This window comes from Streptomyces sp. NPDC050738 (genome assembly GCF_040654175.1).
GTDB lineage: Bacteria > Actinomycetota > Actinomycetes > Streptomycetales > Streptomycetaceae > Streptomyces.
The window spans coordinates 203,847-230,187 of the sequence record NZ_JBFAHN010000009.1 but is presented as its reverse complement, the minus strand read 5'-3'; the positions used below and the strand labels follow the sequence as shown (position 1 = coordinate 230,187).

25 protein-coding genes are annotated in these 26,341 nt (G+C 70.4%); 9 read left to right on the top strand and 16 right to left on the bottom strand.

What is annotated here, in order from left to right; translation table 11 throughout:
- Nucleotides 1-23: 23 nt before the first annotated feature.
- From AB0H78_RS23990 to AB0H78_RS23980, 3 genes are read left to right on the top strand one after another with little or no spacing between them, the layout of a single operon-like run.
- On the top strand, nucleotides 24-374 hold the full coding sequence (locus AB0H78_RS23990) for a hypothetical protein (protein WP_363236576.1): 351 nt from the start codon (nucleotides 24-26) through the stop codon (nucleotides 372-374).
- A gap of 59 nt (nucleotides 375-433) precedes the next feature.
- Nucleotides 434-1,831, top strand: a complete 1,398-nt coding sequence (locus AB0H78_RS23985; RefSeq protein WP_363236575.1) for an FAD-binding oxidoreductase — start codon at nucleotides 434-436, stop codon at nucleotides 1,829-1,831.
- A gap of 14 nt (nucleotides 1,832-1,845) precedes the next feature.
- Entirely contained in the window at nucleotides 1,846-3,372 is a 1,527-nt protein-coding gene (locus tag AB0H78_RS23980) for a UDP-N-acetylglucosamine 1-carboxyvinyltransferase (protein ID WP_363236574.1), read from the top strand.
- Between the two features lie 42 nt (nucleotides 3,373-3,414).
- Here the strand turns inward: AB0H78_RS23980 and AB0H78_RS23975 are convergent, their stop codons facing one another.
- Together AB0H78_RS23975 and AB0H78_RS23970 are read right to left on the bottom strand one after the other, a co-directional pair.
- Nucleotides 3,415-4,596 carry a SpoIIE family protein phosphatase gene (locus AB0H78_RS23975; RefSeq protein WP_363236573.1) on the bottom strand — a complete coding sequence of 394 codons (1,182 nt, stop codon included), beginning with the start codon at nucleotides 4,594-4,596 and terminating at the stop codon, nucleotides 3,415-3,417.
- Between the two features lie 105 nt (nucleotides 4,597-4,701).
- On the bottom strand, nucleotides 4,702-5,553 hold the full coding sequence (locus AB0H78_RS23970) for a SigB/SigF/SigG family RNA polymerase sigma factor (protein ID WP_363236572.1): 852 nt from the start codon (nucleotides 5,551-5,553) through the stop codon (nucleotides 4,702-4,704).
- A 143-nt stretch (nucleotides 5,554-5,696) separates the two neighbouring features.
- On the opposite strand from AB0H78_RS23970, the gene AB0H78_RS23965 reads away from it, so the two are divergent.
- Nucleotides 5,697-6,065 (top strand): STAS domain-containing protein, encoded by a 369-nt coding sequence (locus AB0H78_RS23965; RefSeq protein ID WP_363236571.1) that lies wholly within the window; start codon nucleotides 5,697-5,699, stop codon nucleotides 6,063-6,065.
- Between the two features lie 14 nt (nucleotides 6,066-6,079).
- On the opposite strand, the gene AB0H78_RS23960 is transcribed toward AB0H78_RS23965, so the two are convergent.
- The 7 genes from AB0H78_RS23960 to AB0H78_RS23930 all read right to left on the bottom strand — a co-directional run bounded on the left by AB0H78_RS23960 (nucleotide 6,080) and on the right by AB0H78_RS23930 (nucleotide 10,890).
- Nucleotides 6,080-6,643, bottom strand: coding sequence for a type 1 glutamine amidotransferase domain-containing protein (locus AB0H78_RS23960; protein ID WP_363236570.1), 564 nt, complete (start codon nucleotides 6,641-6,643; stop codon nucleotides 6,080-6,082).
- A 42-nt stretch (nucleotides 6,644-6,685) separates the two neighbouring features.
- A complete protein-coding gene (dps, locus tag AB0H78_RS23955; RefSeq protein ID WP_363236569.1) occupies nucleotides 6,686-7,246 on the bottom strand; it encodes a DNA starvation/stationary phase protection protein Dps in 561 nt (186 codons plus the stop codon).
- A 96-nt stretch (nucleotides 7,247-7,342) separates the two neighbouring features.
- A complete protein-coding gene (locus AB0H78_RS23950) occupies nucleotides 7,343-7,789 on the bottom strand; it encodes a hypothetical protein (protein WP_363236568.1) in 447 nt (148 codons plus the stop codon).
- Nucleotides 7,790-7,862: 73 nt separating this feature from the next.
- Complete coding sequence (locus AB0H78_RS23945) at nucleotides 7,863-8,783, bottom strand: acetamidase/formamidase family protein (RefSeq protein ID WP_363236567.1); 921 nt, start codon at nucleotides 8,781-8,783, stop codon at nucleotides 7,863-7,865.
- A gap of 6 nt (nucleotides 8,784-8,789) precedes the next feature.
- Nucleotides 8,790-9,080: a hypothetical protein gene (locus AB0H78_RS23940; RefSeq protein WP_363236566.1), complete on the bottom strand. Its 291-nt coding sequence runs from the start codon at nucleotides 9,078-9,080 to the stop codon at nucleotides 8,790-8,792.
- A gap of 302 nt (nucleotides 9,081-9,382) precedes the next feature.
- Complete coding sequence (locus AB0H78_RS23935) at nucleotides 9,383-9,781, bottom strand: RidA family protein (protein ID WP_363236565.1); 399 nt, start codon at nucleotides 9,779-9,781, stop codon at nucleotides 9,383-9,385.
- On the bottom strand, nucleotides 9,781-10,890 hold the full coding sequence (locus AB0H78_RS23930) for an acyl-CoA dehydrogenase family protein (protein ID WP_363236564.1): 1,110 nt from the start codon (nucleotides 10,888-10,890) through the stop codon (nucleotides 9,781-9,783). Before AB0H78_RS23930 ends, AB0H78_RS23935 begins: the two co-directional genes overlap by 1 nt.
- Before the next feature lie 83 nt (nucleotides 10,891-10,973).
- Between AB0H78_RS23930 and AB0H78_RS23925 the strand changes: the two genes are divergently transcribed.
- Genes AB0H78_RS23925 through AB0H78_RS23910 form a run of 4 tightly spaced genes read left to right on the top strand, consistent with a single transcriptional unit; the run spans nucleotide 10,974 to nucleotide 14,696 of the window.
- The gene (locus AB0H78_RS23925; RefSeq protein WP_363236563.1) at nucleotides 10,974-12,578 is read left to right on the top strand and encodes an AMP-binding protein; all 1,605 of its coding nucleotides are present in this window, start codon (nucleotides 10,974-10,976) and stop codon (nucleotides 12,576-12,578) included.
- A gap of 4 nt (nucleotides 12,579-12,582) precedes the next feature.
- On the top strand, nucleotides 12,583-13,392 hold the full coding sequence (locus AB0H78_RS23920) for a PaaX family transcriptional regulator C-terminal domain-containing protein (protein ID WP_363236562.1): 810 nt from the start codon (nucleotides 12,583-12,585) through the stop codon (nucleotides 13,390-13,392).
- A 42-nt stretch (nucleotides 13,393-13,434) separates the two neighbouring features.
- A complete protein-coding gene (locus AB0H78_RS23915) occupies nucleotides 13,435-14,265 on the top strand; it encodes a GNAT family N-acetyltransferase (protein WP_363236561.1) in 831 nt (276 codons plus the stop codon).
- Entirely contained in the window at nucleotides 14,262-14,696 is a 435-nt protein-coding gene (locus AB0H78_RS23910; RefSeq protein WP_363236560.1) for a hypothetical protein, read from the top strand. Before AB0H78_RS23915 ends, AB0H78_RS23910 begins: the two co-directional genes overlap by 4 nt.
- Here AB0H78_RS23910 and AB0H78_RS23905 read toward each other — a convergent pair.
- Both AB0H78_RS23905 and AB0H78_RS23900 read right to left on the bottom strand, forming a co-directional pair.
- Entirely contained in the window at nucleotides 14,683-16,974 is a 2,292-nt protein-coding gene (locus AB0H78_RS23905; protein ID WP_363236559.1) for a bifunctional salicylyl-CoA 5-hydroxylase/oxidoreductase, read from the bottom strand. The two genes, AB0H78_RS23910 and AB0H78_RS23905, sit on opposite strands and share 14 nt — an antisense overlap.
- Nucleotides 16,959-17,786, bottom strand: coding sequence for an enoyl-CoA hydratase family protein (locus AB0H78_RS23900; RefSeq protein ID WP_363236558.1), 828 nt, complete (start codon nucleotides 17,784-17,786; stop codon nucleotides 16,959-16,961). Before AB0H78_RS23900 ends, AB0H78_RS23905 begins: the two co-directional genes overlap by 16 nt.
- Before the next feature lie 198 nt (nucleotides 17,787-17,984).
- Here AB0H78_RS23900 and AB0H78_RS23895 point away from each other — a divergent pair, with 198 nt between their 5' ends.
- Nucleotides 17,985-18,428 carry an ATP-binding protein gene (locus tag AB0H78_RS23895; RefSeq protein WP_363236557.1) on the top strand — a complete coding sequence of 148 codons (444 nt, stop codon included), beginning with the start codon at nucleotides 17,985-17,987 and terminating at the stop codon, nucleotides 18,426-18,428.
- Here AB0H78_RS23895 and AB0H78_RS23890 read toward each other — a convergent pair.
- The 5 genes from AB0H78_RS23890 to AB0H78_RS23870 all read right to left on the bottom strand — a co-directional run bounded on the left by AB0H78_RS23890 (nucleotide 18,406) and on the right by AB0H78_RS23870 (nucleotide 26,332).
- Nucleotides 18,406-19,818: an amino acid permease gene (locus AB0H78_RS23890; protein ID WP_363236556.1), complete on the bottom strand. Its 1,413-nt coding sequence runs from the start codon at nucleotides 19,816-19,818 to the stop codon at nucleotides 18,406-18,408. The two genes, AB0H78_RS23895 and AB0H78_RS23890, sit on opposite strands and share 23 nt — an antisense overlap.
- 146 nt (nucleotides 19,819-19,964) lie before the next feature.
- Nucleotides 19,965-20,975 carry an ornithine carbamoyltransferase gene (argF, locus tag AB0H78_RS23885; protein WP_363236555.1) on the bottom strand — a complete coding sequence of 337 codons (1,011 nt, stop codon included), beginning with the start codon at nucleotides 20,973-20,975 and terminating at the stop codon, nucleotides 19,965-19,967.
- A 47-nt stretch (nucleotides 20,976-21,022) separates the two neighbouring features.
- A complete protein-coding gene (locus AB0H78_RS23880; RefSeq protein ID WP_363236554.1) occupies nucleotides 21,023-22,246 on the bottom strand; it encodes an arginine deiminase in 1,224 nt (407 codons plus the stop codon).
- 49 nt (nucleotides 22,247-22,295) lie between these two features.
- Complete coding sequence (locus AB0H78_RS23875) at nucleotides 22,296-24,866, bottom strand: polynucleotide kinase-phosphatase (RefSeq protein WP_363236553.1); 2,571 nt, start codon at nucleotides 24,864-24,866, stop codon at nucleotides 22,296-22,298.
- Nucleotides 24,863-26,332, bottom strand: coding sequence for a 3' terminal RNA ribose 2'-O-methyltransferase Hen1 (locus AB0H78_RS23870; protein WP_363236552.1), 1,470 nt, complete (start codon nucleotides 26,330-26,332; stop codon nucleotides 24,863-24,865). Before AB0H78_RS23870 ends, AB0H78_RS23875 begins: the two co-directional genes overlap by 4 nt.
- Nucleotides 26,333-26,341: the final 9 nt, after the last annotated feature.

Below are 26,341 nucleotides of genomic sequence, written 5' to 3'. Positions count from 1 at the left end.
CCTTCCCCGCCTACGGTGATCCCATGACCAAGAGCGACGTTCCTGAAGAGAAGACCGACGTCCATGTCAGCCTCATCGGTGGTACGCGACTGGAGGGAGCCGCCGTCCATGAGCGCACCCTGACCGTCTCCCTGGTCGGCGGCGCGAACATCGACCTCACCGATGTGGACATTCCCGACGGATCGGAACTGCGCATCACCAAGCTCAGCCTCATCGGCGGCGTCTCGCTCCGCGTGCGCCCGGAGGTGCGCGTACAGGTCAAGGGGATCCGGCTGGGCGGGGTCAGCGATTCGGGCCCCACCGAGCCGGGCGGTCCTGTCGTGGTGGTCAATGCGTACGGACTGCTCGGCGGAGTGAGCGTGCGGCGCGACTGAGCAGGCCGTTGAGGCAGGATCTTCTTCAACGGACCTGTTGTCGACGGAGAGTTGAAGCGATGAAAACCTTCCCTGCCGATGAGATCAAGGGCTCCGTCCTGTTTCCGGGGGACGCGGAGTACGAAGCCGGAGCGGCTGGTTTCCAGACCGCCGACCGGCACCGGCCTTCGGTGATCGTGAGCGCCGCGGGGGCCGAGGACGTACGGGTCGCCGTGGAGTACGCGGCGGGGCTGGGCCTGCCGGTCGCCGTGCAGGCCACCGGGCACGGGCTGTCCGTCGCCACCGAGGGCGGGGTCCTGATCACCACCGGCCGGATGGACGGCGTCCGCATCGACGCCGCCGCCCGGACCGCGCGGATCGAGGCGGGGGCCCGCTGGGAGCAGGTCGTGAGCGCCGCCGCCGAACACGGGCTCGCGCCGCTCAGCGGCTCCTCGCCCGGGGTCGGCGCGGTCTCGTACACCCTGGGCGGCGGAATCGGGCTGCTGGCCCGGCAGTTCGGGTACGCGGCCGACAGGATCCGCTCGGCGGAGATCGTCACCGCCGACGGGCGCCTGCGCACGGTGACCGCCGGGAGCGATCCCGATCTCTTCTGGGCGTTGCGCGGCGCCGGGCACAACTTCGGGGTGGTGACCGCCCTGGAGATGGACCTCGTGGAGGTCGCGGAGGTCTATGGCGGCGGGATGTACTTCGCGGCGGAGCAGATCGAGGACGTCCTGGGGGCGTACCGCGCATGGGCGGAGACCGTGCCCGAGGAGCTGACGTCGTCGGTCGGGCTGATCGCCTATCCCGACATGGCGCAGCTGCCGCAGCCGCTGCGCGGACAATATGTGGCGCATGTGCGGATCGCCTTCAACGGGGACGCCGCCGAGGGCGAGCGGCTGGTGGCACCGCTGCGGGCGGTGGGACCGCGACTGATCGACTCGCTGCGCACCCTTCCGTACAGCGAGGGCGGATCGATCTACCAGGACCCGCCCTTCCCACACGCCTACACCGCCACCAATGTGCTGCTCAGCGCCCTGGACGCAGATGCACTGGAGGCCGTACGCCGGCTGACGGGGCCCGGCGCCCCGATGATGTGCGTCGTCGACGTGCGGCACCTGGGCGGTGCGCTCGCGCGAAGGCCGGAGGGCGGCAGCGCGGTGGGGCGGCGTGATGCGCGCTACATCGTGCGGATCATCACCATGCTGGAGGAGCGCGAGGGCGCCCTGGAGGAGGCACGGGGCGTGCTGGACCGGGCGGCGGAGATCCTTGCGCCGTGGAGCGTGGGGCTCGCGCTGCCCTTCGTCTACGGGGACGGGGCGAGGGCGGACGAGGCACAGACCCGGGCCGGGTACGACCCGCAGGACTACACCCGGCTTGCCCGGCTGAAGGGCGCCCACGACCCCGCGAACCTCTTCCGCCTCAACCGCAACATCACTCCGGTGGCCGCCTCAGAAAATGCGGCATCTCATATGTGAGATAGCCTGCCGATATGGCAGACGACTACCTCGTACGCATCGGCAAGCTCATCCGTGACGCCCGGCAGCACCGGGGCTGGACACAGACTCAGCTTGCCGATGCGCTCTCCACCAGTCAGAGCGCGGTCAACCGCATCGAACGCGGGAACCAGAACATCAGCCTTGAGATGATCGCCCGTATCGGTGAGGCCCTGGACAGCGAAATCGTGTCCCTGGGCTACGCCGGACCGATGCACCTGCGCGTCGTCGGCGGCCGCCGTCTCTCGGGCTCGATCGACGTCAAGACGAGCAAGAACGCGTGCGTGGCCCTCCTCTGCGCCTCGCTGCTCAACAAGGGCCGCACCGTGCTGCGCCGGGTGGCGCGCATCGAAGAGGTCTACCGCCTCCTGGAGGTCCTCAACTCCATCGGTGTACGCACCCGTTGGATCAACGACGGCAAGGACCTGGAGATCGTGCCGCCCGCGCGTCTCGAGATGGACGCGATGGACGCGGACGCCGCGCGCCGCACCCGCTCGATCATCATGTTCCTGGGCCCGCTGCTGCACCGCATGGACCGCTTCAAGCTGCCCTACGCCGGCGGCTGCGACCTCGGCACGCGCACCATCGAGCCGCACATGATCGCGCTGCGCCGCTTCGGCCTGGACATCTCCGCGACGGAGGGCATCTACCACGCCGAGGTCCAGCGGATGTCGCCCGACCGCCCGATCGTCCTGACCGAGCGCGGCGACACTGTCACCGAGAACGCGCTGCTGGCCGCCGCCCGCAACGCGGGCACGACCGTGATCCGTAACGCCTCCTCCAACTACATGGTCCAGGACCTGTGCTTCTTCCTGGAGGCGCTGGGCGTACGGGTCGACGGCATCGGCACCACGACGCTCACCGTGCACGGGGTGCCGGAGATCGACGTGGATGTCGACTACTCGCCCTCGGAGGACCCGGTCGAGGCGATGAGCCTGCTGGCCGCCGCCGTGGTGACCGAGTCGGAGCTCACCATCCGCCGGGTGCCGATCGAGTTCCTGGAGATCGAGCTCGCGGTCCTGGAGGAGATGGGGCTCGACCACGACCGCAGCGCGGAGTACGCGGCGGACAACGGCCGGACCCGGCTGATCGACCTGACGGTGCGGCCCTCGAAGCTCGAGGCACCGATCGACAAGATCCACCCCATGCCCTTCCCGGGCCTCAACATCGACAACGTGCCGTTCTTCGCGGCGATCGCAGCGGTCGCGCAGGGCCAGACCCTGATCCACGACTGGGTGTACGACAACCGCGCGATCTACCTCACCGACCTGAACCGGCTGGGCGGGCGGCTCCAACTGCTCGACCCGCACCGGGTGTTGGTCGAGGGCCCGACGCGCTGGCGCGCGGCCGAGATGATGTGCCCGCCGGCGCTGCGGCCCGCGGTGGTGGTCCTGCTCGCGATGATGGCGGCCGAGGGCACGTCCGTGCTGCGCAACGTCTATGTCATCAACCGCGGTTACGAGGACCTGGCCGAGCGGCTCAACTCGGTGGGCGCGCAGATCGAGATCTTCCGCGACATCTGACGGACAGGTGCTGCCCCTTCCCCCGGGAGGGGCAGCCCGCCCTCAGCGTGAGGTCGGCTGCCACTCGAACATCAGGATCGTCGCGTCGTCACGCAGCTTGTTGTCCTGCGAATCGAGCAGCGAGTGGATGAGGCGCCGCAGCGTCTCGGGGGCCAGCTCGCCCGTGGCCGTGGCCCTGATGACGTAGTCGACGAAACGCTCGAGGCCGAACTCGCTGCCGTCCGGGGTACGGGCCTCGGTCACTCCGTCGGTGTACATCAGCACGCGGTCGCCGGGTTCCAGGGCGATCTCGTGCACGGTGCGGGGGTGCGTGGCGAAGACGGCCGGAAGCCCCATGGGCGGGTCGGCGTCCCGGTCCATCGCCCCGGCGACCAGGCTCTGGCCTCGCAGCAACAGGGGCGCGGGATGTCCGCAGTTGATCCACCGGAGACCGCCGGTCGCCAGGTCCAGCCGGGCGAGGATCGCGGTGCAGAACTGGTCGGGCAGCCAACTCGCCAGAGCCGCGTCGACGGACTCCACGAGCTCGGGCAGATCCGCTCCGGTACGCCGTGCGTTGCGGCAGGCCGCGAGCGAGACCACCGTGGTCAGGCCCGAGGCCAGGCTGTGTCCCATGGCGTCGAGGATCCCCGCGTGCAGGGTCGACTCGGTCAGGGCGTGGTCGAAGGCGTCGCCGCCCACCTCGTAGGCCGGTTCCATGACCGCGGTCGACACGGCGTGTGTGGTGCCGATCGTGCGGGGCGGGAGATAGGCGCGCAGCATCTCGGCGGGCAACCGCATGGGTTCCGTACGCGTCCGGCGCACGAAGGTGTCCTTGTACGTCCGCTTCGACGTGACCATCATGGCGAAGAGTGCGGCGAGCGTCCTGGCCCGCCGCAGCGACAACGCGTCCACAGCGGGCGTCCGTACGGCCAGGACCCCGAGGCGTTCGGCCCCGTCGACCAAGGGCAGCCAGGCCGTGATCGCGCCGAAATCCGATTCCTCGACGCGCAGGGACTGGGTGCGGTACGCCCAGCCCGCGAGCGAGTCGTCGACGGAAAGTGTCTCCGCCACTCCGTTCAGGGGTGAGAGGCGGCGTTGCTGCAGGTCCACCAGGTAGACGACGCAGTCCTCGAACCCCATGGCACGGGAACAGTGCGCCACCGCGGTGGCCAGGTCCAGCGCCGCGTTGCCCGGGTCCGCGAGGAACTCGCCGAGGAGGTGGTCCGCAGACTTCGCCTGGTCCATCGCGTATCCCGCCTTGTGAGAGCCCCGTCACCGCATCCGGTCTCCCAGCACTCTCGCAGCAGCACGGCCGGCCGGCCTTTCGAGGAGGTCCGGATGGCCGCAGCCCTACCCGTTCATGCCGGCACGGAGTGTGTGCAGGATCTTCGCCAGGAGCCGGGAGACCTGCATCTGCGAGACGCCGAGCTCGGCGGCGATCTCGGACTGGGTCAGCTCCCGGCCGAAGCGCATCTCGATGATGCGGCGGTCCCGCTCGTCCAGGGCGCCCAGCAGGGGTGCGAGGGAGTGCAGGTTCTCGAACTTCTCCAGCTCCGGATCCTCGGCGCCGAGGATGTCCGCCAAGCCGCGGCCCTCCGTACTCCCCACGCCGTCGGCTGGAGCGTCGAGGGAATCGGCGATGTACCCGTTGGTCGCGACGAGCCCTTCGACGATCTCGTCCTCGCTCACCCGCAGATGCGCTGCGAGGTCCTTGACCGTGGGGTCACGGTCGAGGACGAGGGTGAGATTCTCTTTGCACCTGGCTATCTCGGCGCGCAGCTCCTGGAGCCGGCGCGGCACACGGACGGCCCAGCTGGTGTCGCGGAAGAAGCGTTTGATCTCGCCCACGATGTAGGGGATCGCGAAGGAGCTGAACTCGACCTCGCGCGAAAGATCGAAACGGTCGATCGCTTTGATGAGACCGATGGTGCCGACCTGGAGGATGTCCTCCATCTCTCCGCTGCCCTTGTTGCGGAAGCGCCGTGCGGCGAACTGCACCAGGGAGTGGTTCATCTCGATGAGGGTGTTCCGCGCGTACTGGTGCTCAGGCGTTCCCTCCTCCAGCTCCCGCAGCCGGTCGAAGAACACCTTCGACAGTGCGCGGGCGTCGCGCGGCGCGACTTTCCCCGCCTCCTCGATCCACGGCAGCTCAGCCTCTGCCGTGGACCCCGGCGAATCCACGCGCTTCGCCGTCTCTGTCATCGCAATCCCTCTCTGTTCGCCTGCGGCTCTCCTTCGCATTCCATGCTGGGCCGCCCGAAAGGCGAGGCGAAGGTGCGTTGGTCCCGGACCCGCCGGGACTTTCGGCCTTGGCTCGTATGGAGGGAATTGGACATACTGCGGGCATGGTCACACCTGACAACAGCGCCGTTCCTGAGCGCGCCCAGCGCCCCTCTGTGGTGGCGCGCCAGTACGCCGCGGGGGACAGCTGGGTGATCGCTGTCCGCGGCGAGCTGGACTGCGATTCGATTCCCCCGCTGCGCGAAGCGCTGGAGGAGGCCGCGTCGCAGCACCGGACGGTGGTGCTGGACGCGGGCGAGGTGACTTTCGCGGACTCCTCCGCGCTCGGCGTGCTCCTGTACGCGCATCAGGCGACCGATCTGCGGATCGCGGCCGCCGGGGACCGGCTGATGCGTCTGCTGAAGGTCACCGCCGCCGACACGGTGCTGTCGCTCCATCCGTCGGTGGACGAGGCCTGCCGTCCCCGTAGCTGAAAGGCCGCCCGGAGTCAGTCCGACTGCAGGGCCGTATCGATCGCGCCCAGGAATGCGGGCAGGTCGTCCGGTGTCCGGGAGGTGATGAGCGTCCAGTTTCCCGCTCCGCAGGTGAACACCTCCTCGTCGACCCAGGTGCCTCCGGCATTGCGGATGTCCGTGGCCAGCGACGGGTACGACGTGAGCGTCTTGCCGCTCAGCACGTGAGCCTCGACGGCCAGCCAGGGGCCGTGGCAGATGGCCGCCACGGTGCGCCCCGATGCCGCGAAAGCCTGCACGGCCCGGACGGCGGGGTCCTGGCAGCGCAACGCGTCGGCGTTCAGGGTGCCGCCCGGGATCAGCAGCAGGTCGTACGCGTCGGGTGAGATGTCCGCCAGTGCGTGGGAGGCCTGTACGGACTTGCCCGGCTCCCGGTCCCCCACCAGGGTGTCGATGCGGCCAGGCTCGACCGCTGCGATATCGACGTGGGCGCCGGCGTCGCGCAGGTGCTCGACGGGCACGACGAGTTCGTCCTGCTCGACGCCGTAGTTGGTGGTGAGGACCAGGACGCGGTGTCCGGCGAGGTTCTGGCTGGTCATGCTGAGTTCCTTAGTACGTGGGTGAGGTGCCGGCCGGTGCCGCTAGCGGCGTGTCACCTGGCCGGCGGCATCTTCCTCGGTGGTGGCGTCAGCGGTGGTGAGATCGCCGCCCGCGGTCTCCAGATGCGCTCGGATGAACCACTGGAACTTCTCCAGGTCGCGCAACTGCCCGATGAGCAGGTCCTCGGTGGCCGGATCGATCTCGCCGACCGTCTTGATCGCCTGTCGCAGGCTCGTCACCACGCCCGTGTAGACGAGATCCAGTGCTCCGAGATGGGCGATGGCATCGGCCCGGCCGACGCTGTAGTCCTCCCATCCCCGCTCCTTCACCAGAATCCCCGGGGTGCCCTGGGCGGTGCCGCCGAGCGCCGCGATCCGTTCGGCGGCGTCGTCCGCCATGGCCCTGACCTGCTCGACCTGCGGGTCGAGCATCTCGTGCACGGCGATGAAATGAGGTCCCACGACGTTCCAGTGAACGTGCTTGAGGGTCAGATGCAGATCGTTCAGCGCGTGCAGGCGCTGCTGAAGCAGCGCGATCACGGTCCCGGCATCCTCGATCGATATTCCGGGGACGGTGTAGCGCGGTGTGTTCGCCGAAGCCATGTCCGTTCACTCCTGTTCGTGTCGGTCGCTTCCGCCACGCAGGTACCCCGCACAAAGTGCGTCAATCACCTATTTCACAAGAATTGCCCGGAGCCGTCACGTGGTCCGGTCGTCGCCGGGATCCACCACGCGCACGGCCGCCGACTCCTCGGCCAGCATGTCTTTCTCCGCTTCCTCATGGGCACCCTCGTCCGGCGCCTCCGGACGGCCGGAGCGGTCCGCGCCCGCCTCGTCGTCGGAGAGCACGTCGTCGTTCTCCTCATCCGACTCGAGCCGTTCCAGCTCCTCGATCGCCGTGTCCGGACGCTCCTCGGCCAGCCGCTCGCCGAGGGTCTCACCTGAGCGCTGCTCGTCCGCCGTGTTTCCCGTGTGCTCCACGCCGAGCGGCCGCTCGGGAGGGGACCAGCCCTCGTCGTAGGGGTCCACCGCGGGGTCGGACAGGGTGTCCTCGGCGTCGAGAATGCCCTGGTCCTCCCGTGCGTCGGGGTCTCCCGGCTGGTAGACGTCGTCGCCCATCGCGGTGGCGTCGCTCTGCTCGGTCATCGTGCGTCACCTCGCCCTTCTGTCACCTCACGTATCCACCCTGCGCCAGGTCACACGTACCGGCACCTCGGATTCAGCTGCCGAGAACCGCACGCTCCAGATGGGCCGAGACGACCCAGTTGGGGGCGTCCACGACCTCGGAGATCTTGAGGTCAGCGGCCACGCTACACAGGAGGTACGCGTCCTCGGGGGCCAGGCCGGTGCGTGCGGTGATCTCCTCGATCAGCGCCCGTACGGCGTCCCGCGAGGCCTCCATCAGGTCCGGGCCGATCCCGGTGGTGGCCAGGGCCGCGCCGGTCCGTGCGCTGACCGGGTGGGTCTCGATCACCGGGGTGCGCGGGGCGGCTGCCTTGCGTACGTCCACACGGAGGCGGAGCGTCGCCGGGGTCTCGATGCCCGTGCCGCAGACCTCGCCGTCGCCCATGGCCGCATGGGTGTCGCCCGCCGAGAGCAGCGCGCCCTCCACGCCGACCGGGAGGATCAGCCGGGCTCCGGGTCCGATGTGGCGGATGTCCATGTTGCCGCCCCAGCGGCGCGGCGGGATCACCGAGTGCGGGCCCGGCTCGGGCGGGGCGACGCCGATCGTGCCGATCATGGGGACGACGGGGATGCGCAGGCCGGGGAGGAGCTCCGCGTGGCCGCCGCCGATGCGCGAGATCCGCAGGTGCGGGTCGGGGAACTCGTCGGCGAGCAGCCCGAATCCGGGGATGCAGGCCGTCCAGCCCCACTCCCCCACCTCCACGTCGAGGATGTCGACGACCAGGGCGTCGCCCGGCTCGGCCCCCTCCACGTACAGCGGTCCGGTCACGGGGTTCAGGCGGCCGAAGTCGAGCTTCCCGAGGTCGGCGGCGGTGGACTCCGCGGTGAGCTGACCGCCGCCCGCGTCGCGGAGTTGCAGGGTCGCCTCGTCGCCGGGGGCGAGCGTGGTGACGGGGGCGATGGAGCGGTCCCAGGTGTGGTGGACCTGGCCGCCGTGGAGGGTGAAGGAGGTCATGAACGGTCAGTGTTCCAGGGAGGGTTGGTCGCTGCCGAGGACCTCGTCCATGTGATGGAATTTTCGGTGGACGCGGCGGCGCATCCAGGCCAGGAGGACGAAGACGGCTCCGCCGATCGCAACACACCCGGCCATGATCCACTGTCCGGTAGCGGCGTCAAGGGCAAACACCAGCGCCCCTATCGTGCAGAGGGTGGGCGCCGCCCAGCGGGTGCGGTGCATCCCGCGGAGCCGGTACGTCACCAGGCGGCGCATGGCGGCCCGTTCACCGGTTTCCTCCGGGACCGTGCCGTGCATGATCTTCCGGTCCAGGGACTGTACGGCTTCGGGGTCGCATCCGGTCTCCGCGCGGTCCTTGCGCCTGCGGTAGATGATGACGGCCCCGCAGATCCCGCTGTAGACGATGATCTTGAACGCCTGCAGGGCCGGCGAGTCATGGGGGCGGGTCAGCCAGCACTCCGGCGATCAGAAGCACGGTGAACGTCAGCGTGACGGCCAGGCTGCGGCGGAACCAGTTCCTGAATGCGCGCACGGACACCAACCTCGGGCGGTCTAGGACGAGTTGCGCTATCCGTGTACCCCCGGAGATGCCCGCTACGTCAGGAAAGTACCGCCGTGCCGTCCAGCTCCACCATGGCCTGCTCGTCCCAGAGGCGGGTGGTGCCGATCACCGCCATCGCCGGGTAGTCCCGTCCCGCCAACTCGCGCCAGATGCGGCCCAGTTCGCGGGCGTGTATGCGGTACGCCGCGATGTCGGTGGCGTAGACCGTGACGCGGGCCAGGTCGGCGGGGGTGCCGCCGGCGGCGGCCAGGGCCGCGAGGAGGTTGGTGAGTGCCGTACGGAACTGGGCGGGGAGGGTGTCGCCGACCACCTTGCCGTCGCCGTCCAGGGCCGTCTGGCCCGCCAGGAAGACCAGTCGGATGCCGGTGGCCGCGACCGCGTGCGAGAAGCCTGTCGGCGGGGAGAGGTGCGGCGGGTTGATGCGGTCGAGGGGCATCAGGCGTACAACTCCTTGGCGATGATGGTGCGTTGGACTTCGGTGGCGCCTTCGTAGATCCGGGGTGCGCGGACCTCGCGGTAGAGGTGTTCGAGGAGGTGGCCGCGCTGGAGGGCGCGGGCGCCGTGCAATTGGACCGCCTGGTCGACGACGTGCTGGGCCGTTTCGGTGGCCAGCAGTTTGGCCATGGCGGAGGTGCGCGCGATGCCGGGCGCTCCCGCGTCGTACGCGGAGGCCGCCGCGTAGACCAGCAGGCGGGCCGCCTCGGTGCGCGTCGCCATCTCCGCGACCTGGTGGGCGACCGACTGGAGGTCCTTCAAGGGGCCCCCGAATGCGCTGCGTTGGGCGGTATGGGCCACCGTCGCGTCCAGTGCCGCCTGGGCCATGCCCACCGCGAAGGCGCCGACGCTCGGGCGGAAGAGGTTGAGGGTGTTCATGGCGACGCGGAAGCCACGGTCCTGCTCGCCCAGGATGTCCTCGGGGCCGACGGGGACGCCGGCGAAGGCCAGGGCGCCGATGGGGTGCGGCGAGAGCATGTCGAGCGGGACTCCGGTGAGGCCCGGGCGGTCGGCTGGGACGAGGAAGGCGGTGACACCGCGGGCGCCCGCGCCTTCGGTCGTACGGGCGAACACGGTGTAGAAGTCGGCCTCGGGGGCGTTGGAGATCCAGCATTTCTCACCGGTCAGGCGCCAGCCGCCCCGATCGGGTGCGGCGGCGAGGGAGAGCGCCGCGGCGTCCGAACCCGCGCCCGGTTCGCTCAGCGCGAAGGCGGCGACCGCCCGGCCGGTGGTGACCTCGGGGAGCCAGCGATCGCGCTGGGCGGCGGTGCCCGACTGGACCAGGGGGCAGGTGCCGAGCCCCTGGAGGGCGAGCGCCGTCTCGGCCTCGGTGCAGCCGTGCGCGAGGGATTCGCGCATCAGACAGAGGTCGAGCGCTCCGGAGGTGAACAGCCGTGCGAGGAGGCCGAGTTCACCGAGGGCGGCGAGCAGCGGCCGGTTCACACGGCCCGGCTCGCCCTTCTCCGCGAGGGGGCGCAGCCGGTCGGCGGAGAGGGCGCGCAGCTCGGCACACCATGCCTGCTGTTCCGGTTCCAGTGCGAATGCGGGCATCCGGGCAACCCTTCTTATCGCGGACCGTTGACTGTCGTCATGTAAACGATACGCTCCAGTTGCGACAAGGGGGCGATCCCGTCATGGAGCTGAAGAACTCAGCGCACGTCGACACCTTTCCCCGCGAGCAGCTGCCGCCCGCCCATCAGTGGCCGGAGCTGATCGTCGACCTGCCCGAACTGCGGTATCCGGACCGGCTCAACTGCGGGTCCGAGCTGCTGGACGGCACCGTGCGGCGCTTTGGCGCGGACCGGCCGGTGTTCCGTACCGCCGCGGGCGAGGTCTGGACGTACGGAGAACTACGGGCCGAAGTCGACCGCATCGCGCATGTGCTGACCGATGAACTCGGGGTCGTACCCGGAAATCGCGTCCTGCTGCGCGGCCCCACCACCCCTCATCTGGCGGCCTGTTGGCTCGCCGTGATGAAGGCGGGCGCGGTGGCGGTGACCGTGCTGGCCGCGCAGCGGTCGCAGGAGCTGGCGACGATCTGCTCCCTCGCGCAGGTCCGCCACGCGCTGTGCGACATCAGATCGGTCGACGACCTCGCGAAGGCGGAGATCGCGGACCTGCGGATCACCACCTTCGGGGGTGAAGGACCCGACGACCTCTGCCAGTTGGCGCGCGAGAAGCCCGAGGTGTACGAGGCCGTGCAGACCTCCTGCGACGACGTGGCCCTGATCGCCTTCACGTCGGGCACCACAGGACGGCCGAAGGGGTGCATGCACTTCCACCGGGACGTGCTCGCCATCGCGGACACCTTCTCGCGTCACATCCTGCGGCCGCAGCCCGACGACGTCTTCGCGGGCAGCCCACCGCTGGGCTTCACCTTCGGGCTCGGCGGTCTCGTCATCTTCCCGATGCGGGCGGGCGCGTCGGCGCTGCTGCTCGAACAGGCGGGCCCCAGGCAGCTGTTGCCCGCCCTGGCCGAGCACCGGGTGTCGGTCCTGTTCACCGCGCCGACCGCCTACCGGGCCATGCTGGCGGATGTGGACGCGTACGACCTCTCGGCCCTGCGCCGCTGCGTCTCGGCGGGCGAGAACCTTCCCGCGGCGACCTGGCACGCCTGGCAGACGCGGACCGGGCTGCGCATCATCAACGGCATCGGCGCCACCGAGCTGCTGCACATCTTCGTCTCGGCGGCGGACGAGGCGATCCGTCCTGGCACGACCGGTGTGCCGGTGCCGGGCTGGCAGGCGCGGGTGGTGGACCGGGAGGGGGTGCCGGTCGCGGACGGGGAGCCGGGGCTGCTGGCGGTACGCGGCCCGGTGGGGTGCCGCTATCTCGCCGACGAGCGGCAGTCGGAGTACGTACGGGACGGCTGGAATCTGACGGGCGACACCTACATCCGCGATGCGGACGGCTACTTCCGCTATGTGGCCCGCGCGGACGACATGATCATCTCGGCCGGGTACAACATCGCGGGCCCCGAGGTCGAGGACGCCCTTCTGCGCCACCCCGATGTGCTGGAGGCCGCCGTGGTGGGCCGCGCGGACGAGCAACGGGGCCAGGTGGCCGTCGCGTACACCGTGCTGAGGGAGGGCGCGCGGCGGGACGTGCAGGCGCTCAAGGACTTCGTGCGCGCCGAGCTGGTCCCCTACAAGTGCCCGCGCGACATCGTCTTCGTGGACGCGCTGCCCCGGACGCCCACGGGCAAACTGCAGCGCTTCCGCCTGCGCGAATTAGAGTGATCGCGTGAGTGAGCTGCACGCCCCCCGGTCCCTGATCGTCACGCTGTACGGCGCCTACGGCCGCACGTCCGCAGGCCCTGTCCCCGTGGCGGAACTGATCCGTCTGCTCGCGGCGGTGGGCGTGGACGCGCCGTCGCTGCGCTCCTCGGTGTCGCGGCTGAAGCGGCGCGGGCTGCTGGAGTCCTCGCGTACGGACGAGGGTGCCGCGGGCTACGCGCTCTCGGCGGACGCGCGCCAGCTGCTCGACGACGGCGACCGGCGGATCTACGCACGGCCGGCGCCACGGATCGCCGACGGCTGGGTCCTCGCCGTCTTCTCTGTCCCCGAGTCGCAGCGCGAGCGCCGCCATGTGCTGCGCTCGCGGCTGGCCGGGCTGGGTTTCGGCACGGCGGCGCCGGGGGTGTGGATCGCACCCGCCACGCTGTACGAGGAGACGCGGCACACCCTGGAGCGGCTCGGACTCGGGCCGTACGTCGACCTGTTCCGAGGGGAACACCTCGGCTTCACCGCGACGGCGGAGTCGGTCGCGCGCTGGTGGGACCTGGGGGCGGTCGCCAAGCTCTACGAGGAGTTCCTGGAGCGTCACGAGCCGGTGCTCAGGCACTGGGAGCAGCACACACCCGACGCGGAGTCCGCCTACCGCGACTACCTCCTGGCCCTGGACTCCTGGCGGCGGCTCCCCTACGCGGACCCCGGCCTGCCGCCGGAACTGCTCCCGGGCGAGTGGCCGGGCGGACGGGCGGCGGAGGTCTTCGGACAGTTGCACGGTCGACTGCGGGACGCGGGCGCGGAGTTCGTGCTGCAATCCCCCTGAAACAAAGGTGCATGCGCCGGGGCGGGCTGGCAGCATGAGCCGATGACCTGGACTTTCACGGAGGATCTCGACGCGTTCCTGGCGACCGCGGGCGCCTCGGCGGCCGCTCACCCGGCGGAGAACACACTGATCCTGACCATCACGGCGGGCCTCCGGGAGCGCGGACTCCACATCTACAGCGACGACGCCCCGGTGTTCGGCTGGTGGCAGGGACCCGACGGCGCCGTGGAGGGCACCGCGTTGTGGACTCCGCCGCACCCCTTCCAGGTGGGGGTGGTGCCGGCGGAGGCACTCGCTCCGCTGGCCCGGGAGATACGGAAGCTGGGCGCGACGACGGTCAACGCGCGACGCCCCGAGCTGGAGGCGCTCACGGCCGCCTGGCCCGAGCACCGGACGCTGATGGAGCAACGCCTTTACCGTCTAGCGGAGTTGACCCCTCCCTCCCCCGCACCGCCGGGCCGGGCGCGGGTCGCGACGGCCGCCGACCGTGAACTCCTGGTGGAGTGGCTGCACGCGTTCGCGCACGACACCGGCACCGACCGGGAGGACGCACGCGTCGAGGCGGCGGTGACCGACCGGCTCTCGTACGGCGGCCTGACGCTCTGGGAGCACGAAGGGACGCCGGTGTCGCTGGCCGGTGCGACGCGACAGGTGGCGGGGCAGGTCCGGGTCGCCCCGGTCTACACCCCGCCCGCCCTGCGCGGCCACGGCTACGCGGCGGCGGTCACCGCGGCGGTGAGCCGCGCCGCGCTGGACGCGGGCGTGGGCGAGGTCCTGCTCTTCACGGACCTGGCGAACCCGACGAGCAACGGGGTGTACCAGCGCATCGGCTACCGCCCGGTGACCGACCGCGTCATCGTCACCGCATCGTGAGCGGCGGCCCTGAGCCCGTGTGGCTGGTCGCCGCGAACGTCGTGCTCCACCGGCGCTACGGCGAGGGCGGCCAGGAGCTGCGGCCCGGGACCAAGTCCTACCGGGGAGGGGCGAAGGTGTACGTCATCGGCGGCCACCCGGGCATGGGGTGGGAGCAGGTGACCACCGTCGGGCACGGACGGCACACCGGGGCGTACATCACCATGGACATGGCGGCCCGCAATCTGCACGGTTTCCGGGCCGAACTCGTCTACAGCCCGGCCGTGCTGCGCCGCAACGAGGACGGCTGGCTCGCCCACGAGAACCGTGAACAGGCCGCCGAACTCGCCGAGTTCCTCGAGCGGATGTCGCGCCGATACCGTGCCACCCACTGGGGTGGGGCGCCCCACCCCGAGCCCTGCCTCTGCCACGACTGCCTCACGCAAGCCTGAGCCGGGGCTTCGGACCGTCCGTTCTGCCGGTCTGCGGGCGGCGGCTGCCCGCCTGGTACGGGAGGGGCCAGGAGGCGCCCGGGCCCTGGTAGTCCTGGTCGGCCGCCGCGTGCAGGGTCCAGTTGGGGTCGTGGAGGTGGGGGCGGGCCAGGGCGCAGAGGTCGGTGCGGCCCGCGAGGAGCAGGGAGTTGACGTCGTCCCAGGAGGAGATCGCGCCGACCGCGATCACGGGGACGTCCAGTGCGTTGCGGATACGGTCCGCGAAGGGGGTCTGGTACGAGCGGCCGTAGGCGGGCTGCTCGTCGGAGACGACCTGGCCCGTCGACACGTCGATGGCGTCCGCGCCATGAGCGGCGAAGGCCCGCGCGATCTCGACCGCCTCCTCGGGGGTCGTACCGCCGGCCGCCCAGTCCGTGGCGGAGATCCGTACCGTCATCGGGCGGTCCTCCGGCCAGATGCCCCGCACCGCGTCGAAGACCTCCAGGGGGAAGCGGAGGCGGGCGGCCAGGGAACCGCCGTAGCCGTCGGTGCGTTGATTGGTCAGGGGGGACAGGAAACCGGACAGCAAGTAGCCGTGTGCGCAGTGGAGTTCGAGGAGGTCGAATCCACAGCGGGCCGCGCGCCAGGCCGCCGCCGCGAACTGCTCGCGGATGTCGATGAGGCCGGTGCGGTCGAGCGCGTGCGGGATCTGGCTGACGCCGGGGCGGTAGGGAAGGGGGGACGCGGCGACCAGGGGCCAGTTCTCGCCGTCGGCGAGCGGATCGTCCATGCCCTCCCACATCAGGCGGGTCGATCCCTTGCGGCCCGAGTGGCCCAGCTGGATCCCGATGGCCGTGCCCGGCGACCGGGTGTGGACGAAGTCGGCGATACGCCGCCAGGCCGTGGCCTGTTCGGGGGTGTAGAGGCCCGCGCAGCCCGGGGTGATGCGGCCCTGGTCGCTGACGCACACCATCTCCGTCATGACCAGGCCCGCCCCGCCGAGCGCCCGCGCGCCCAGGTGGACGAGGTGGAAGTCGCCGGGGACGCCGTGCTCGGCGGAGTACATGTCCATCGGCGAGACGACGACGCGGTTGCGCAGGGTCAGCTCGCGCAGCCGGAGGGGGGTGAACATCGGGGGCGTGCCAGGATCGCAGCCGAACGCACGCTCCACGGCGTCGGTGAAGGCTCCGTCGCGCAGGCGCAGGTTGTCGTGGGTGACGCGGCGGCTGCGGGTGAGGAGGTTGAAGGCGAACTGGCGTGGCTGCTGGCCGACATAGGTCCCCAGCTCCTCGAACCACTCCAGGCTGGCGCGGGCGGCGCGCTGCGTGGAGGCGACCACGGGCCGGCGCTCGCTCTCGTACGCGGCGAGAGCCGTGGGCAGGTCGGGCTGTTCCTCGATGCAGGCGGCCAGCGCGAGGGCGTCCTCGACCGCCAGCTTCGTCCCCGAGCCGATGGAGAAGTGGGCGGTGTGGGCGGCGTCGCCGATCAGGACCGTATTGCCGTGCGACCAGCGGTCGTTGACGACGGTGCGGAAGGCGGTCCAGGTGGAGCTGTTGCCGTGCAGGGAGCGGCCGCCGAGTGCGTCGGCGAAGATCTTCGCGCAGCGTTCCGTCGACTCCTGTTCGTCGCATACGTCGAGGCCGGCCGCCCGCCACACCTCTTCGCGCATCTCGACGATGACGGTGGAGGCGTCCGCCGCATAGGGGTAGCCGTGCAGCTGCATCACGCCGTGTTCGGTCTCGGCGATCTCGAAGCGGAAGGCGTCGAAGGCGAAGTCGGCGGAGAGCCAGATGTAGCGGCAGCGGTGGGTGGTGAGGCGGGGCGCGAAGGCGTCGGCGTGCGCCGTGCGGGTCGCGCTGTGCACCCCGTCGGCCGCGATCACCAGGTCGTGTTCCAGGGCGAGTTGGGCGGCGGGCGGGGCCTCGGTGCGGAAGCGGAGTTCGACACCGAGGGAGTGGCAGCGTTCGTGCAGGATCTCCAGCAGGCGGCGCCTGCCGAGCGCCGCGAAACCGTGGCCGCCCGAGGTCAGAGTGGTACCGCGGTGGACGACGTCGATATCGTCCCAGCGTACGAACTCCTGCTGGAGCGCGCGGTGGACGACCGGGTCGGCGTGCTCGATGCCACCGAGGGTCTCGTCCGAGAGGACGACCCCGAAGCCGAAGGTGTCGTCGGGGGCGTTGCGCTCCCAGACGGTGACGGACCGGCTGGGGTCGAGGCGCTTGAGGAGGGCTGCCGCGTACAGCCCACCGGGTCCGCCGCCGATCACCGCGACGCGCATACCGGCTACCTCCCCTGCCATTTCGGCGGCCTCTTCTCGGTGAAGGAGGCGTGGAACTCGGCGTAGTCCTCCCCGTTCATGAGGAGCGCCTGGGTGGCGGCGTCCAGCTCCACGGCAGCCGCGAGAGGCATGTCGAGTTCGGCGGTGAGCAGCGCTTTGGTCTGCGCGTACGCGAGGGCAGGGCCGTCGGCGAGCCGGCGGGCGAGCGTGTCGGCCGCCTCGGCCGCACGGCCCTCCTCCGCCAACTCGCTGATCAGGCCGATGCGTTCGGCCTCGTGGGCGCGGACGGGCTCGCCCAGCATCAGCAGCCGGGTGGCGTGCCCGAGCCCGACGACGCGCGGCAGGAGATACGCGGCGCCCATGTCTCCGCCGGAGAGACCGACCTTGGTGAAGAGGAAGGCGAACCGGGAGGAGGGGTCGGCGACGCGGAAGTCGGCGGCCAGCGCGAGAACGGCGCCCGCGCCCGCCGCGACGCCGTGGACCGCGGCGATCACCGGGAAGGGGCATTCGCGCAGGGCCCGTACGACCTGGCCCGTCATCCGGTTGAAGTCGAGCAGCTGGGAGGTGTCCATGGCGAGCGTGGCGCCGATGATCTCGTCGACGTCTCCGCCTGAGCAGAATCCACGCCCCTCGCCGCCCAGGACCAGTGCGCGCACCGCACGCTCCCGGGAGAGCTCGGCGAGGAGATCGCGCAGGTCGGCGTAGGCGCCGAAGGTGAGCGCGTTGAGCTTCTCGGGCCGGGCCAGCGTGACGGTGGCGACCCCGTCGTCGACGGTCAGCCGCAGGTGCTGCCACTGGCCGGTGCGGGGTGTGGAGCCGGTAAAGGGGCTCATGACGTGCGGCCTCCTTCGGTCGGAGGGCTGCCGGTCCCTAGAAGTTATCACCGGTTCGTGACTCTCGTCACGAGTACGCGATAAAGGAAATGCAGGGGGAGTGTGCCGAAGGTCCCTCCCGGAGGAGGCCGCTGCCCCTACTCACCCACAGGTCGCCTCCGTACCGTGGACAAGTCGACTCACACGTCCCCAAAGGAGATGAAGCTCAGCGTGCCCGACTCCCCCGGCCCTGCCTCCTGGCGCATCGCACTGCCGCACACCACGGCGGCAGTGCCGATCGCACGCGCCCTGATCCGCACCGCACTCGCGGACATCGCGGCGGGCGACGGGGGCGCCGCGGACAGCGACACGGCCGAGCTGCTCACGGCGGAGCTGGTGGCCAACGCGGTGGAGCACACGGAAGGGGACGCCCCGATCGAGCTGGTCGTCGAGCTGCTCCCGACGGGCTGCCAGGTCGAGGTGCACGACCGCGATCCGGTCGCGCCCGGCGAGCTCGCGCAGAGCGGACCGCCGGCCGAGCCCGACCCCTGGCAGGAGCACGGGCGCGGACTGCTGCTGATCCGCACCCTCTCCTCGTCCTACGGCCACCGCCCCACCGCGCACGGCAAGGCGATCTGGTTCACGCTGCCGGGGCGGGACTGACGGGGTCGGTGAGCCGGGAGTTGCGGCGCCCGTAGAGCGTGTAGACGAGCAGTCCGACGGCCACGAAGACGATGAACTGCACCCAGGTCGTCCAGCCGGTGCCGTACATGAGGTACACACAGAAGGCCATGCCCACCAGCGGGCTCACCGGGTAGAACGGCACCCGGAAGGAACGCTCCAGCTCCGGGTGGCTGCGCCGCAGCACGATCACCGCGATGTTGACGACGGCCATGGTCGCGGCCGCCCCGATGGTGGTCAGGTCCACGACGATGTCGAGCGAGCTGAAGGCCGCCGGAATCGCGAAGACCAGCGCGACGATCCAGGTGTTGGCGACGGGCGTCGCGGTCTTCGGAGAGACGCGTTCGAAGACGCGCGGGATCAGACCGTCGCGGGACATCGACATCAGGATGCGGGTCTGGCCGTACATCACGGCGAGGACGACCGAGGCGATCGCCACGACCGCGCCGAAGGCGATGATCCCGCCGCCGACGGTGGAGTCGGTGACCTGGTTGACGATGAGGGAGAGCGCGGCGGGCTGATCGCCCACGGCGTCCGCGCCCACGGCGCCGATGGCGGAGATGGCGACCAGGCAGTAGATGACCGTGACGATGCCGATGCAGATCAGGATCGCGATGGGGATGTTGCGGCGGGGGTTCTTGACCTCTTCGCCGGCCGTGGTGATCGCGTCGAAACCGATGTACGAGAAGAAGGCGGCCGAGGTGCCCGCCGTGATGCCGGCGAAGCCCTGCGGGGAGAACGGCACGAGGTTGCCGTCCTCGAAGGCGGTGAACGCGATCGCGCAGAAGGCGATCAGGATGGCGATCTTGAGGACGGCCATGGCGGCGGTGGCCTGGGCGCTCTCACGGATGCCGCGCACGAGCAGGACGGCGGCCATCACGATGACCACGACGGCGGGGACGTTGATCACGCCGCCGTCGCCGGGGCCCGCCGAGAGCGAGGCGGGAAGCTGCCATCCGAAGAGGCTGCTCAGCAGCTCGTTGACGTACTGACTCCAGCCGACCGCCACGGCCGAGACCGAGACGCCGTACTCCAGCAGCAGGCACCAGCCGGTGAGAAAGGCGATGCGCTCGCCGAGCGTGGCGTAGGCGAAGGAGTACGAGGAGCCGGAGACCGGGATCGCACCGCCCAGCTCCGCGAAGGAGAAGGCCGTGAAGATGCAGGTGATCGCGGCCAGGATGAACGAGATGATCACCGCGGGGCCGGCTTCGGCGACCGTGTCGGAGAGGCCGACGAAGATGCCGGTGCCGACGATGGCGCCGACGCCGAAGCACACGAGCTGGAAGAGCCCCATGGTGCGCTTCAGGCCGTGGCCCTCGAGGTCGGCACCCGACTCGGCGAGCAGCTGTTCCGGGGACTTGATGCGCAGCACGGGGTGGATCTCTTCTCTGATCTCTGTTTCGAGCACAAGAAAGTGGGGTTCGAGCGTGCGAGCTCGAACCCCACCAAGAGGCGACATACTAGCCGCCACTCTGCATATTCACCCAATCGGGTGTATTGATATTCGCGTCAGGTGTTTCAGGACGCGCTGCCCGCGAGTGTCGCCACCATGACCGCCTTGATGGTGTGCATCCGGTTCTCGGCCTCGTCGAAGACGACCGAGTGCGCCGACTCGAAGACCTCGTCGGTGACTTCGAGCTCGGAGAGCCCGTACTTCTCGTGGATCTCGCGGCCGACCTTGGTGCCGAGGTCGTGGAAGGCGGGCAGGCAGTGCAGGAACTTCACGTTCGCGTTGCCGGTGGCCCTGAGGACGTCCATGGTCACCGCGTACGGACCGAGGACCTTGATCCGCTCGGCCCAGATCTCCTCGGGCTCGCCCATGGAGACCCAGACGTCGGTGACGACGAAGTCGGCCGCGGCGACGCCCTCCGCGATGTCCTCGGTGAGAGTGATGCGCGCGCCGCTGACCTCGGCGGCCTTGCGGGCCTGGGCGACGACGCCCTCGGAGGGCCAGTAGGACTTCGGCGCCACGATCCGTACATCCATGCCGAGCAGCGCACCGGTCACCAGGTAGGAGTTGCCCATGTTGAAGCGGGCGTCGCCGAGGTAGGCGAAGGAGATCCCGGTCAGGGGCTTGTCGCTGTGCTCGGTCATGGTGAGCACGTCGGCGAGCATCTGGGTGGGGTGCCAGTCGTCGGTGAGGCCGTTGTAGACGGGGACACCGGCGTGCGCGGCGAGCTCCTCGACGGTGTCCTGCGCGTCTCCGCGGAACTCGATCGCGTCGAACATCCGGCCGAGGACGCGGGCGGTGTCCTTCGCCGACTCCTTCTTGCCGACGTGCGAGCCCGCCGGGTCGATGTACGTCGTCGAAGCACCCTGGTCGGCGGCCGCGACCTCGAACGAACAGCGCGTACGGGTCGAGGACTTCTCGAAGATCAGGGCGATGTTCCTGCCGCGCAGCCGCTGCGTCTCGGTGCCCGACTTCTTGGCCGCCTTGAGCTCCGCGGCCAGCTCGACGAGCCCGCGGAACTCCTCGGCGGTGAAGTCCAGCTCCTTGACGAAGTGGCGGCCTGCGAGGTCTATCGCCATGATGACTACTCCCGGGGAAGTGAAATTCTATGCATTAGAACGCATCACTATACGGCATCGCGTTCGACCGGGCAGCTCATGCACCGCGGCCCGCCCCTGCCCCGCCCCAGCTCACTGCCACGGATCTCGATGACCTCGATTCCCTGCTTGCGCAGATGCGTATTGGTGGTCACATTGCGCTCGTACGCGACGACGACGCCCGGCTCCACCGCCAGCACGTTGCAGCCGTCGTCCCACTGCTCGCGCTCCGCCGAGTGCACGTCCTGCGTCGCGGTCAGCACCCTCACCGAGTCCAGGCCGAGGGCCGCGGCAATGGCCCGGTGCATGTGCTCCGGCGGGTGGTCGGTGACCTTGAGCTCGCTCTCGGCCGTACCCGGCTCGATCGTGTACGAGCGGAGCATGCCGAGCCCCGCGTACTGCGTGAAGGTGTCCCCGTCGACCATCGTCATCACCGTGTCCAGATGCATGAACGCACGGCGCTTGGGCATGTCGAGGGCCACGATCGTCCGTGCCGAACCGGCCGCGAACAGCCCGCGCGCCAGCATCTCCACGGCCTGCGGGGTCGTGCGCTCGCTCATCCCGATCAGGACCGCGCCGTTCCCGATGACCAGGACGTCACCGCCCTCGATGGTGGAGGGATAGTCGCTCTGGCCTCTGGACCAGGTGTGGAAGGTCTCGCGGGCGAAGAGCGGGTGGTGGCGGTAGATCGCCTCGAAGTGGACGGTCTCGCGCTGGCGGGCCGGCCAGCGCATCGCATTGATGGAGACCCCGTCGTAGATCCAGGCCGAGGTGTCACGGGTGAAGAGGTGGTTGGGGAGCGGGCCGAGCAGGAAATCGTCCAGGTCCATGGCGTGGAAACGGACCGAGACCGGCTCGGTGTGGCGCTCCAGGAACTCCCGCTTGGTCATCCCGCCGACCAGCGCCCCGACGAGATCGGCCGCGGGCATCTCGTCGAAGGCAGCCCGCAGATGACCTGTGGCCAGGGGGCCGTACTCCTTCTCGTCGAAGACCCGGTCCAGGACAAGAGCCCGCGCCTCGGGGACGTCGAGCGACTCGCGGAGAAGGTCGCCGAAGAGATGCACCTCGACGCCGCGGTCGCGCAGCACATCGGCGAATCCGTCGTGCTCCTGGCGGGCCCTGCGCACCCAGAGCACATCGTCGAACAGGAGCGCGTCCTTGTTGCTGGGGGTGAGGCGCTTCAGCTCCAGATCGGGCCGGTGGAGGATGACGCGGCGCAGCCGCCCGGACTCGGAGTCGACATGGAATCCCATGCCCCCATCCTGTCCCCGGGCGACCGCGCTCACCCCCTGAGTGCCCCGTTCAGAGGCGCGGGTCCACCGGCTCCGACTCCAGCGCGAGCACGGCGAAGACCGCCTCATGGACGCGCCACAGCGGCTCGCCGCCGGCCAGCCGGTCCAGCGCCTCGACACCGAGCCCGTACTCGCGCAGGGCGAGCGAGCGCTTGTGGCCGAGGAAGCGCTGGCGCAGTCGGGTCAGGTTCTCCGGGCGCGTGTACTCCGGTCCGTAGATGATCCGGAGGTACTCGCGGCCGCGCACCTTGATGCCCGGCTGGACCAGCCTGCCCTTGCCGTCGCGCGCCATGGCCTGGAGCGGCTTGACGACCATGCCCTCGCCGCCTCGCCCCGTCATCTCCAGCCACCAGTCGGTGCCTGCCTGTACGGAGGCCTCGTCACCGGTGTCGACGACCAGACGGCGCGTGGTCTGGAGCAGGCTGCTTCCGTCGGAGCGGTTGTCGTGCTCGACCAGCCGGTCCAGCCAGGCAAGCTGCTCGTCGTGCGGTACGGCGGCGAGGCTGCGGCCCTGGACGGCGAGGATCTGGAACGGCGCGATCCGTACGCCGTCCAGGCCGTCGGTGGTCCAGCAGTAGCGGCGGTAGGCGTCGGTGAACGCGGCTGCGTCCACGACCCGTTCGCGCTGCTTGGCGAGCAGCCCTTCGACACCCTCGACCCCGCGGGCCGCTGCCGCCTCCAGGGCGCCGACGACTCCGGGCAGGACGGCGCGCGAGGCGGCGCCCACGGCTGCGTACTGCGTGCGCAGCAGGCCCGACGCCTTGAGCGACCAGGGCATCAACTCGGCGTCGATCAGCAGCCAGTCGGTGGCGAGTTCGTCCCAGAGGCCCGCTTCCGTGACGGCGGTGCGCAGCCGGCCGAGGATCTCCTCGGTGACTTTCTCGTCGGCGAAGAAGGGGCGTCCGGTGCGGGTGTGGAGTGCGCCGGTCGGTCCTTCCACGCCGAAGCGCTCCTTGGCCACGTCCGCGTCGCGGAAGACGAGGGCGACCGCGCGCGAGCCCATGTGCTTCTCCTCGCACACGACCTTGGCGACACCGTCCTTCCGGTACTGGGCGAAGGCCTCGGCGGGGTGCTCCAGGTAGCCGTCCACCTCAGAGGTGGCCGTCGGGGCCATGGTGGGCGGGAGGTAGGCGAGCAGGCGGGGGTCGACCGCGAACCGGCTCATCACCTCCAGAGCCGCCGCGGCGTTCTCCTCGCGCACGGCGACGCGGCCGGAGTGCTGTGTCTCCACGATCCGGCGGCCGTTGACGTCGGCCAGGTCGAGCGGGCGCCCGTCGTGTCCGCCCGGCGCCTCGGTGGTGAGGGGCTTGGCGGGCTCGTACCAGACCTGCTCGGCCGGTACGTCGACGAGCTCGCGCTCCGGCCAGCGCAGCGCGGTCATCTTCCCGCCGAAGACCGCGCCGGTGTCCAGGCAGATGGTGTTGTTGATCCAGCTCGTGGACGGGACCGGGGTGTGTCCGTAGACCACCGCCGCGCGGCCGCGGTAGTCCTCGGCCCAGGGGTAGCGCACGGGCAGGCCGAACGCGTCGGTCTCCCCGGTCGTGTCGCCGTACAGGGCGTGCGAACGCACCCGGCCCGAGGTGCGGCCGTGGTACTTCTCCGGCAGCCCCGCATGGCAGACGACGAGCCTGCCGCCGTCCAGGACGTAGTGACTGATGAGCCCGTCGATGAACTCCCGCACCTGCGTACGGAATTCCTCGGTCTCCTTCTCCAGCTGCTCGATGGTCTCGGCGAGTCCGTGGGTGTGCTGGACGTTCCTTCCCTTGAGGTAACGGCCGAGCTTGTTCTCATGGTTCCCGGGCACGCACAGCGCGTTGCCCCCGGCGACCATCGACATCACACGGCGCAGTACGCCGGGGCTGTCGGGGCCTCGGTCGACGAGGTCGCCGACGAAGACGGCCGTACGTCCCTCGGGGTGCGCGCCGTCGACGTAACCGAGCTCGCCCAGGAGGGTGTCCAGCTCGGAGCGGCAGCCGTGGATGTCGCCGATGATGTCGAAGGGGCCCGTGAGGTGGGTGAGGTCGTTGTAGCGCTTCTCCAGGACGACTTCGGCGCTCTCGACCTCCTCCACGGAGCGCAGGATGTGCACCTTGCGGAAGCCTTCGCGCTCCAGGGAGCGCAGCGAGCGGTGGAGTTCGCGGCGGTGCCGGGAGATGACGTGGCGGGGCATGCCGGCCCGGTCGGGGCGTGCGGCGTTGCGCTCCGCGCAGACCGCTTCGGGCAGGTCGAGGACGATCGCGATGGGCAGCACGTCGTGCTCGCGGGCGAGGGCGACGAGCTGCTTGCGGCTCTCGGACTGCACGCTGGTGGCGTCGACGACGGTGAGCCGGCCGGCGGCGAGGCGCTTTCCGACGATGTAGTGCAGGACGTCGAAGGCGTCACCGCTCGCGCTCTGGTCGTTCTCGTCGTCCGCGACGAGACCGCGGCAGAAGTCGGAGGAGATGACCTCGGTGGGCTTGAAGTGGGCGCGCGCGAAGGTGGACTTGCCCGACCCGGTCGCTCCGACGAGGACCACGAGGGAGAGGTCGGTCACCGGGAGAGTGCGCCTGCTCGTGCTGCTGGTGGTGTCCGTACTGGTCATGCGGCCTTCGCCTCCTTCTTTTCGTCGGTCCTCATCGTGAAAACAGCCATCTGGGTCGGCGGCCCCACCTCGGGGTCGTCGGGCCCCACGGCCACGAACCGCACGCCGTAGCCGTGCCGTTCGGCCACCGCCCCGGCCCAGGCCTGGAACTCCTCGCGGGTCCACTCGAAGCGGTGGTCGCCGTGGCGCACATGTCCGGCCGGGAGGGTCTCCCAGCGGACGTTGTACTCGACGTTCGGCGTGGTCACCAGCACGGTCTGAGGGCGGGCCGAACCGAAGACGGCGTACTCCAGAGCGGGCAGCCGGGGCAGGTCGAGGTGCTCGATGACCTCGCTGAGCACCGCCGCGTCGTAGCCCTTGAGCCGCTTGTCGGTGTACGCGAGCGAGCCCTGCATCAGCTTGACCCGCCCGGACTGCCGCTCCCCCATCCGCTCGATCCGCAGCCGGCGCGCGGCGATGTTCAGCGCGCGCATCGACACGTCGACACCGACGACCTCGGTGAACCGCACGTCCTTGAGCAGCTCGTGCACCAACTGGCCCTGCCCGCAGCCCAGGTCGAGCACCCGGCCCGCACCGGCCGCGTGCAGCGCTTCGAGGATCGCCTCGCGCCGCTGGACGGCGAGCGGGACCGGCTTCTCCTCCGTGTCGGCGGTCTCGTCGACGGCGTTGTCGATCTCCTCGACCTCGCTGTCGTCCGCCTCCGCGAGCCGTACGAGTTCGAGGGCCTCCATCGCCTGACGGGTCAGCCCCCAGCGGCGCGCGAGGTAGCGGGTGGTAATCAGCTTCTGCTCGGGGTGCTCGGCCAGCCAGCCCTCGCCCGCCCGCAGCAATTTGTCGACCTCGTCGGGTGCGACCCAGTAGTGCTTGGCGTCGTCGAGCACCGGCAGCAGGACGTAGAGCTGGCGCAGTGCGTCGGCGAGCCGCAGGTCGCCTTCGAGCACCAGGCGTACGTACCGGGACTCTCCCCACGCGGGGAACGCCTCGTCCAGCGCCACCGGCTCGGCGACGACGCTCGACCAGCCGAGCGGCCCGAAGAGCTTGTGCACCAGGTCGGGGCCGCCGCGTGCGGGCAGCACGGGCACCTCGATCCGCAACGGCATCGGCCCGGCGGCCAGCTCCGGGCGTGCCGCACACACTCCGCGCAGAGCGCTCTTGAAGACGGTGCTCATCGCGACGGACAGCAGCGAAGACGCGGCGTAGGGGCGGTCGTTCACGTACTGCGCGAGCGCCGCGTCGGGTGCACCGCCGCGCCCCTTCCCCTTGCCGCTGCGGACCAGCGCCACGGGATCCACTTCCAGGAGCAGCGCCGCGGTGCAGCGCTCGGCGGTCGCCTCGGGATAGAGGACGTGCGCCGTGCCATGGGAGGTGGAGAACGCCTGGGCCTTGTCGGGGTGCTTGTGCAGCAGGAAGCCGAGCTCGGTCGCGGGACGCTCTGGGGTGCCGGAGGTACTGATCGTCAGGAACACGCTTCCGAG

What these genes read in the sequence shown, in the direction of transcription:
- AB0H78_RS23905 (WP_363236559.1), bottom strand. Translation starts at nt 16,974, where the DNA reads ATGGCAGGGGAGGTAGCCGGTATGCGCGTCGCGGTGATCGGCGGCGGA.
- AB0H78_RS23925 (WP_363236563.1), top strand. Translation starts at nt 10,974, where the DNA reads ATGGAGCTGAAGAACTCAGCGCACGTCGACACCTTTCCCCGCGAGCAG.
- AB0H78_RS23985 (WP_363236575.1), top strand. Translation starts at nt 434, where the DNA reads ATGAAAACCTTCCCTGCCGATGAGATCAAGGGCTCCGTCCTGTTTCCG.
- AB0H78_RS23930 (WP_363236564.1), bottom strand. Translation starts at nt 10,890, where the DNA reads ATGCCCGCATTCGCACTGGAACCGGAACAGCAGGCATGGTGTGCCGAG.
- AB0H78_RS23935 (WP_363236565.1), bottom strand. Translation starts at nt 9,781, where the DNA reads ATGCCCCTCGACCGCATCAACCCGCCGCACCTCTCCCCGCCGACAGGC.
- AB0H78_RS23975 (WP_363236573.1), bottom strand. Translation starts at nt 4,596, where the DNA reads ATGGACCAGGCGAAGTCTGCGGACCACCTCCTCGGCGAGTTCCTCGCG.
- AB0H78_RS23960 (WP_363236570.1), bottom strand. Translation starts at nt 6,643, where the DNA reads ATGACCAGCCAGAACCTCGCCGGACACCGCGTCCTGGTCCTCACCACC.
- AB0H78_RS23945 (WP_363236567.1), bottom strand. Translation starts at nt 8,783, where the DNA reads ATGACCTCCTTCACCCTCCACGGCGGCCAGGTCCACCACACCTGGGAC.
- AB0H78_RS23880 (WP_363236554.1), bottom strand. Translation starts at nt 22,246, where the DNA reads ATGGGATTCCATGTCGACTCCGAGTCCGGGCGGCTGCGCCGCGTCATC.
- dps (WP_363236569.1), bottom strand. Translation starts at nt 7,246, where the DNA reads ATGGCTTCGGCGAACACACCGCGCTACACCGTCCCCGGAATATCGATC.
- AB0H78_RS23900 (WP_363236558.1), bottom strand. Translation starts at nt 17,786, where the DNA reads ATGAGCCCCTTTACCGGCTCCACACCCCGCACCGGCCAGTGGCAGCAC.
- AB0H78_RS23940 (WP_363236566.1), bottom strand. Translation starts at nt 9,080, where the DNA reads ATGCACGGCACGGTCCCGGAGGAAACCGGTGAACGGGCCGCCATGCGC.
- AB0H78_RS23970 (WP_363236572.1), bottom strand. Translation starts at nt 5,553, where the DNA reads ATGACAGAGACGGCGAAGCGCGTGGATTCGCCGGGGTCCACGGCAGAG.
- AB0H78_RS23875 (WP_363236553.1), bottom strand. Translation starts at nt 24,866, where the DNA reads ATGACCAGTACGGACACCACCAGCAGCACGAGCAGGCGCACTCTCCCG.
- AB0H78_RS23950 (WP_363236568.1), bottom strand. Translation starts at nt 7,789, where the DNA reads ATGACCGAGCAGAGCGACGCCACCGCGATGGGCGACGACGTCTACCAG.
- argF (WP_363236555.1), bottom strand. Translation starts at nt 20,975, where the DNA reads ATGGCGATAGACCTCGCAGGCCGCCACTTCGTCAAGGAGCTGGACTTC.
- AB0H78_RS23965 (WP_363236571.1), top strand. Translation starts at nt 5,697, where the DNA reads ATGGTCACACCTGACAACAGCGCCGTTCCTGAGCGCGCCCAGCGCCCC.
- AB0H78_RS23895 (WP_363236557.1), top strand. Translation starts at nt 17,985, where the DNA reads ATGAAGCTCAGCGTGCCCGACTCCCCCGGCCCTGCCTCCTGGCGCATC.
- AB0H78_RS23990 (WP_363236576.1), top strand. Translation starts at nt 24, where the DNA reads ATGACCAAGAGCGACGTTCCTGAAGAGAAGACCGACGTCCATGTCAGC.
- AB0H78_RS23980 (WP_363236574.1), top strand. Translation starts at nt 1,846, where the DNA reads ATGGCAGACGACTACCTCGTACGCATCGGCAAGCTCATCCGTGACGCC.
- AB0H78_RS23915 (WP_363236561.1), top strand. Translation starts at nt 13,435, where the DNA reads ATGACCTGGACTTTCACGGAGGATCTCGACGCGTTCCTGGCGACCGCG.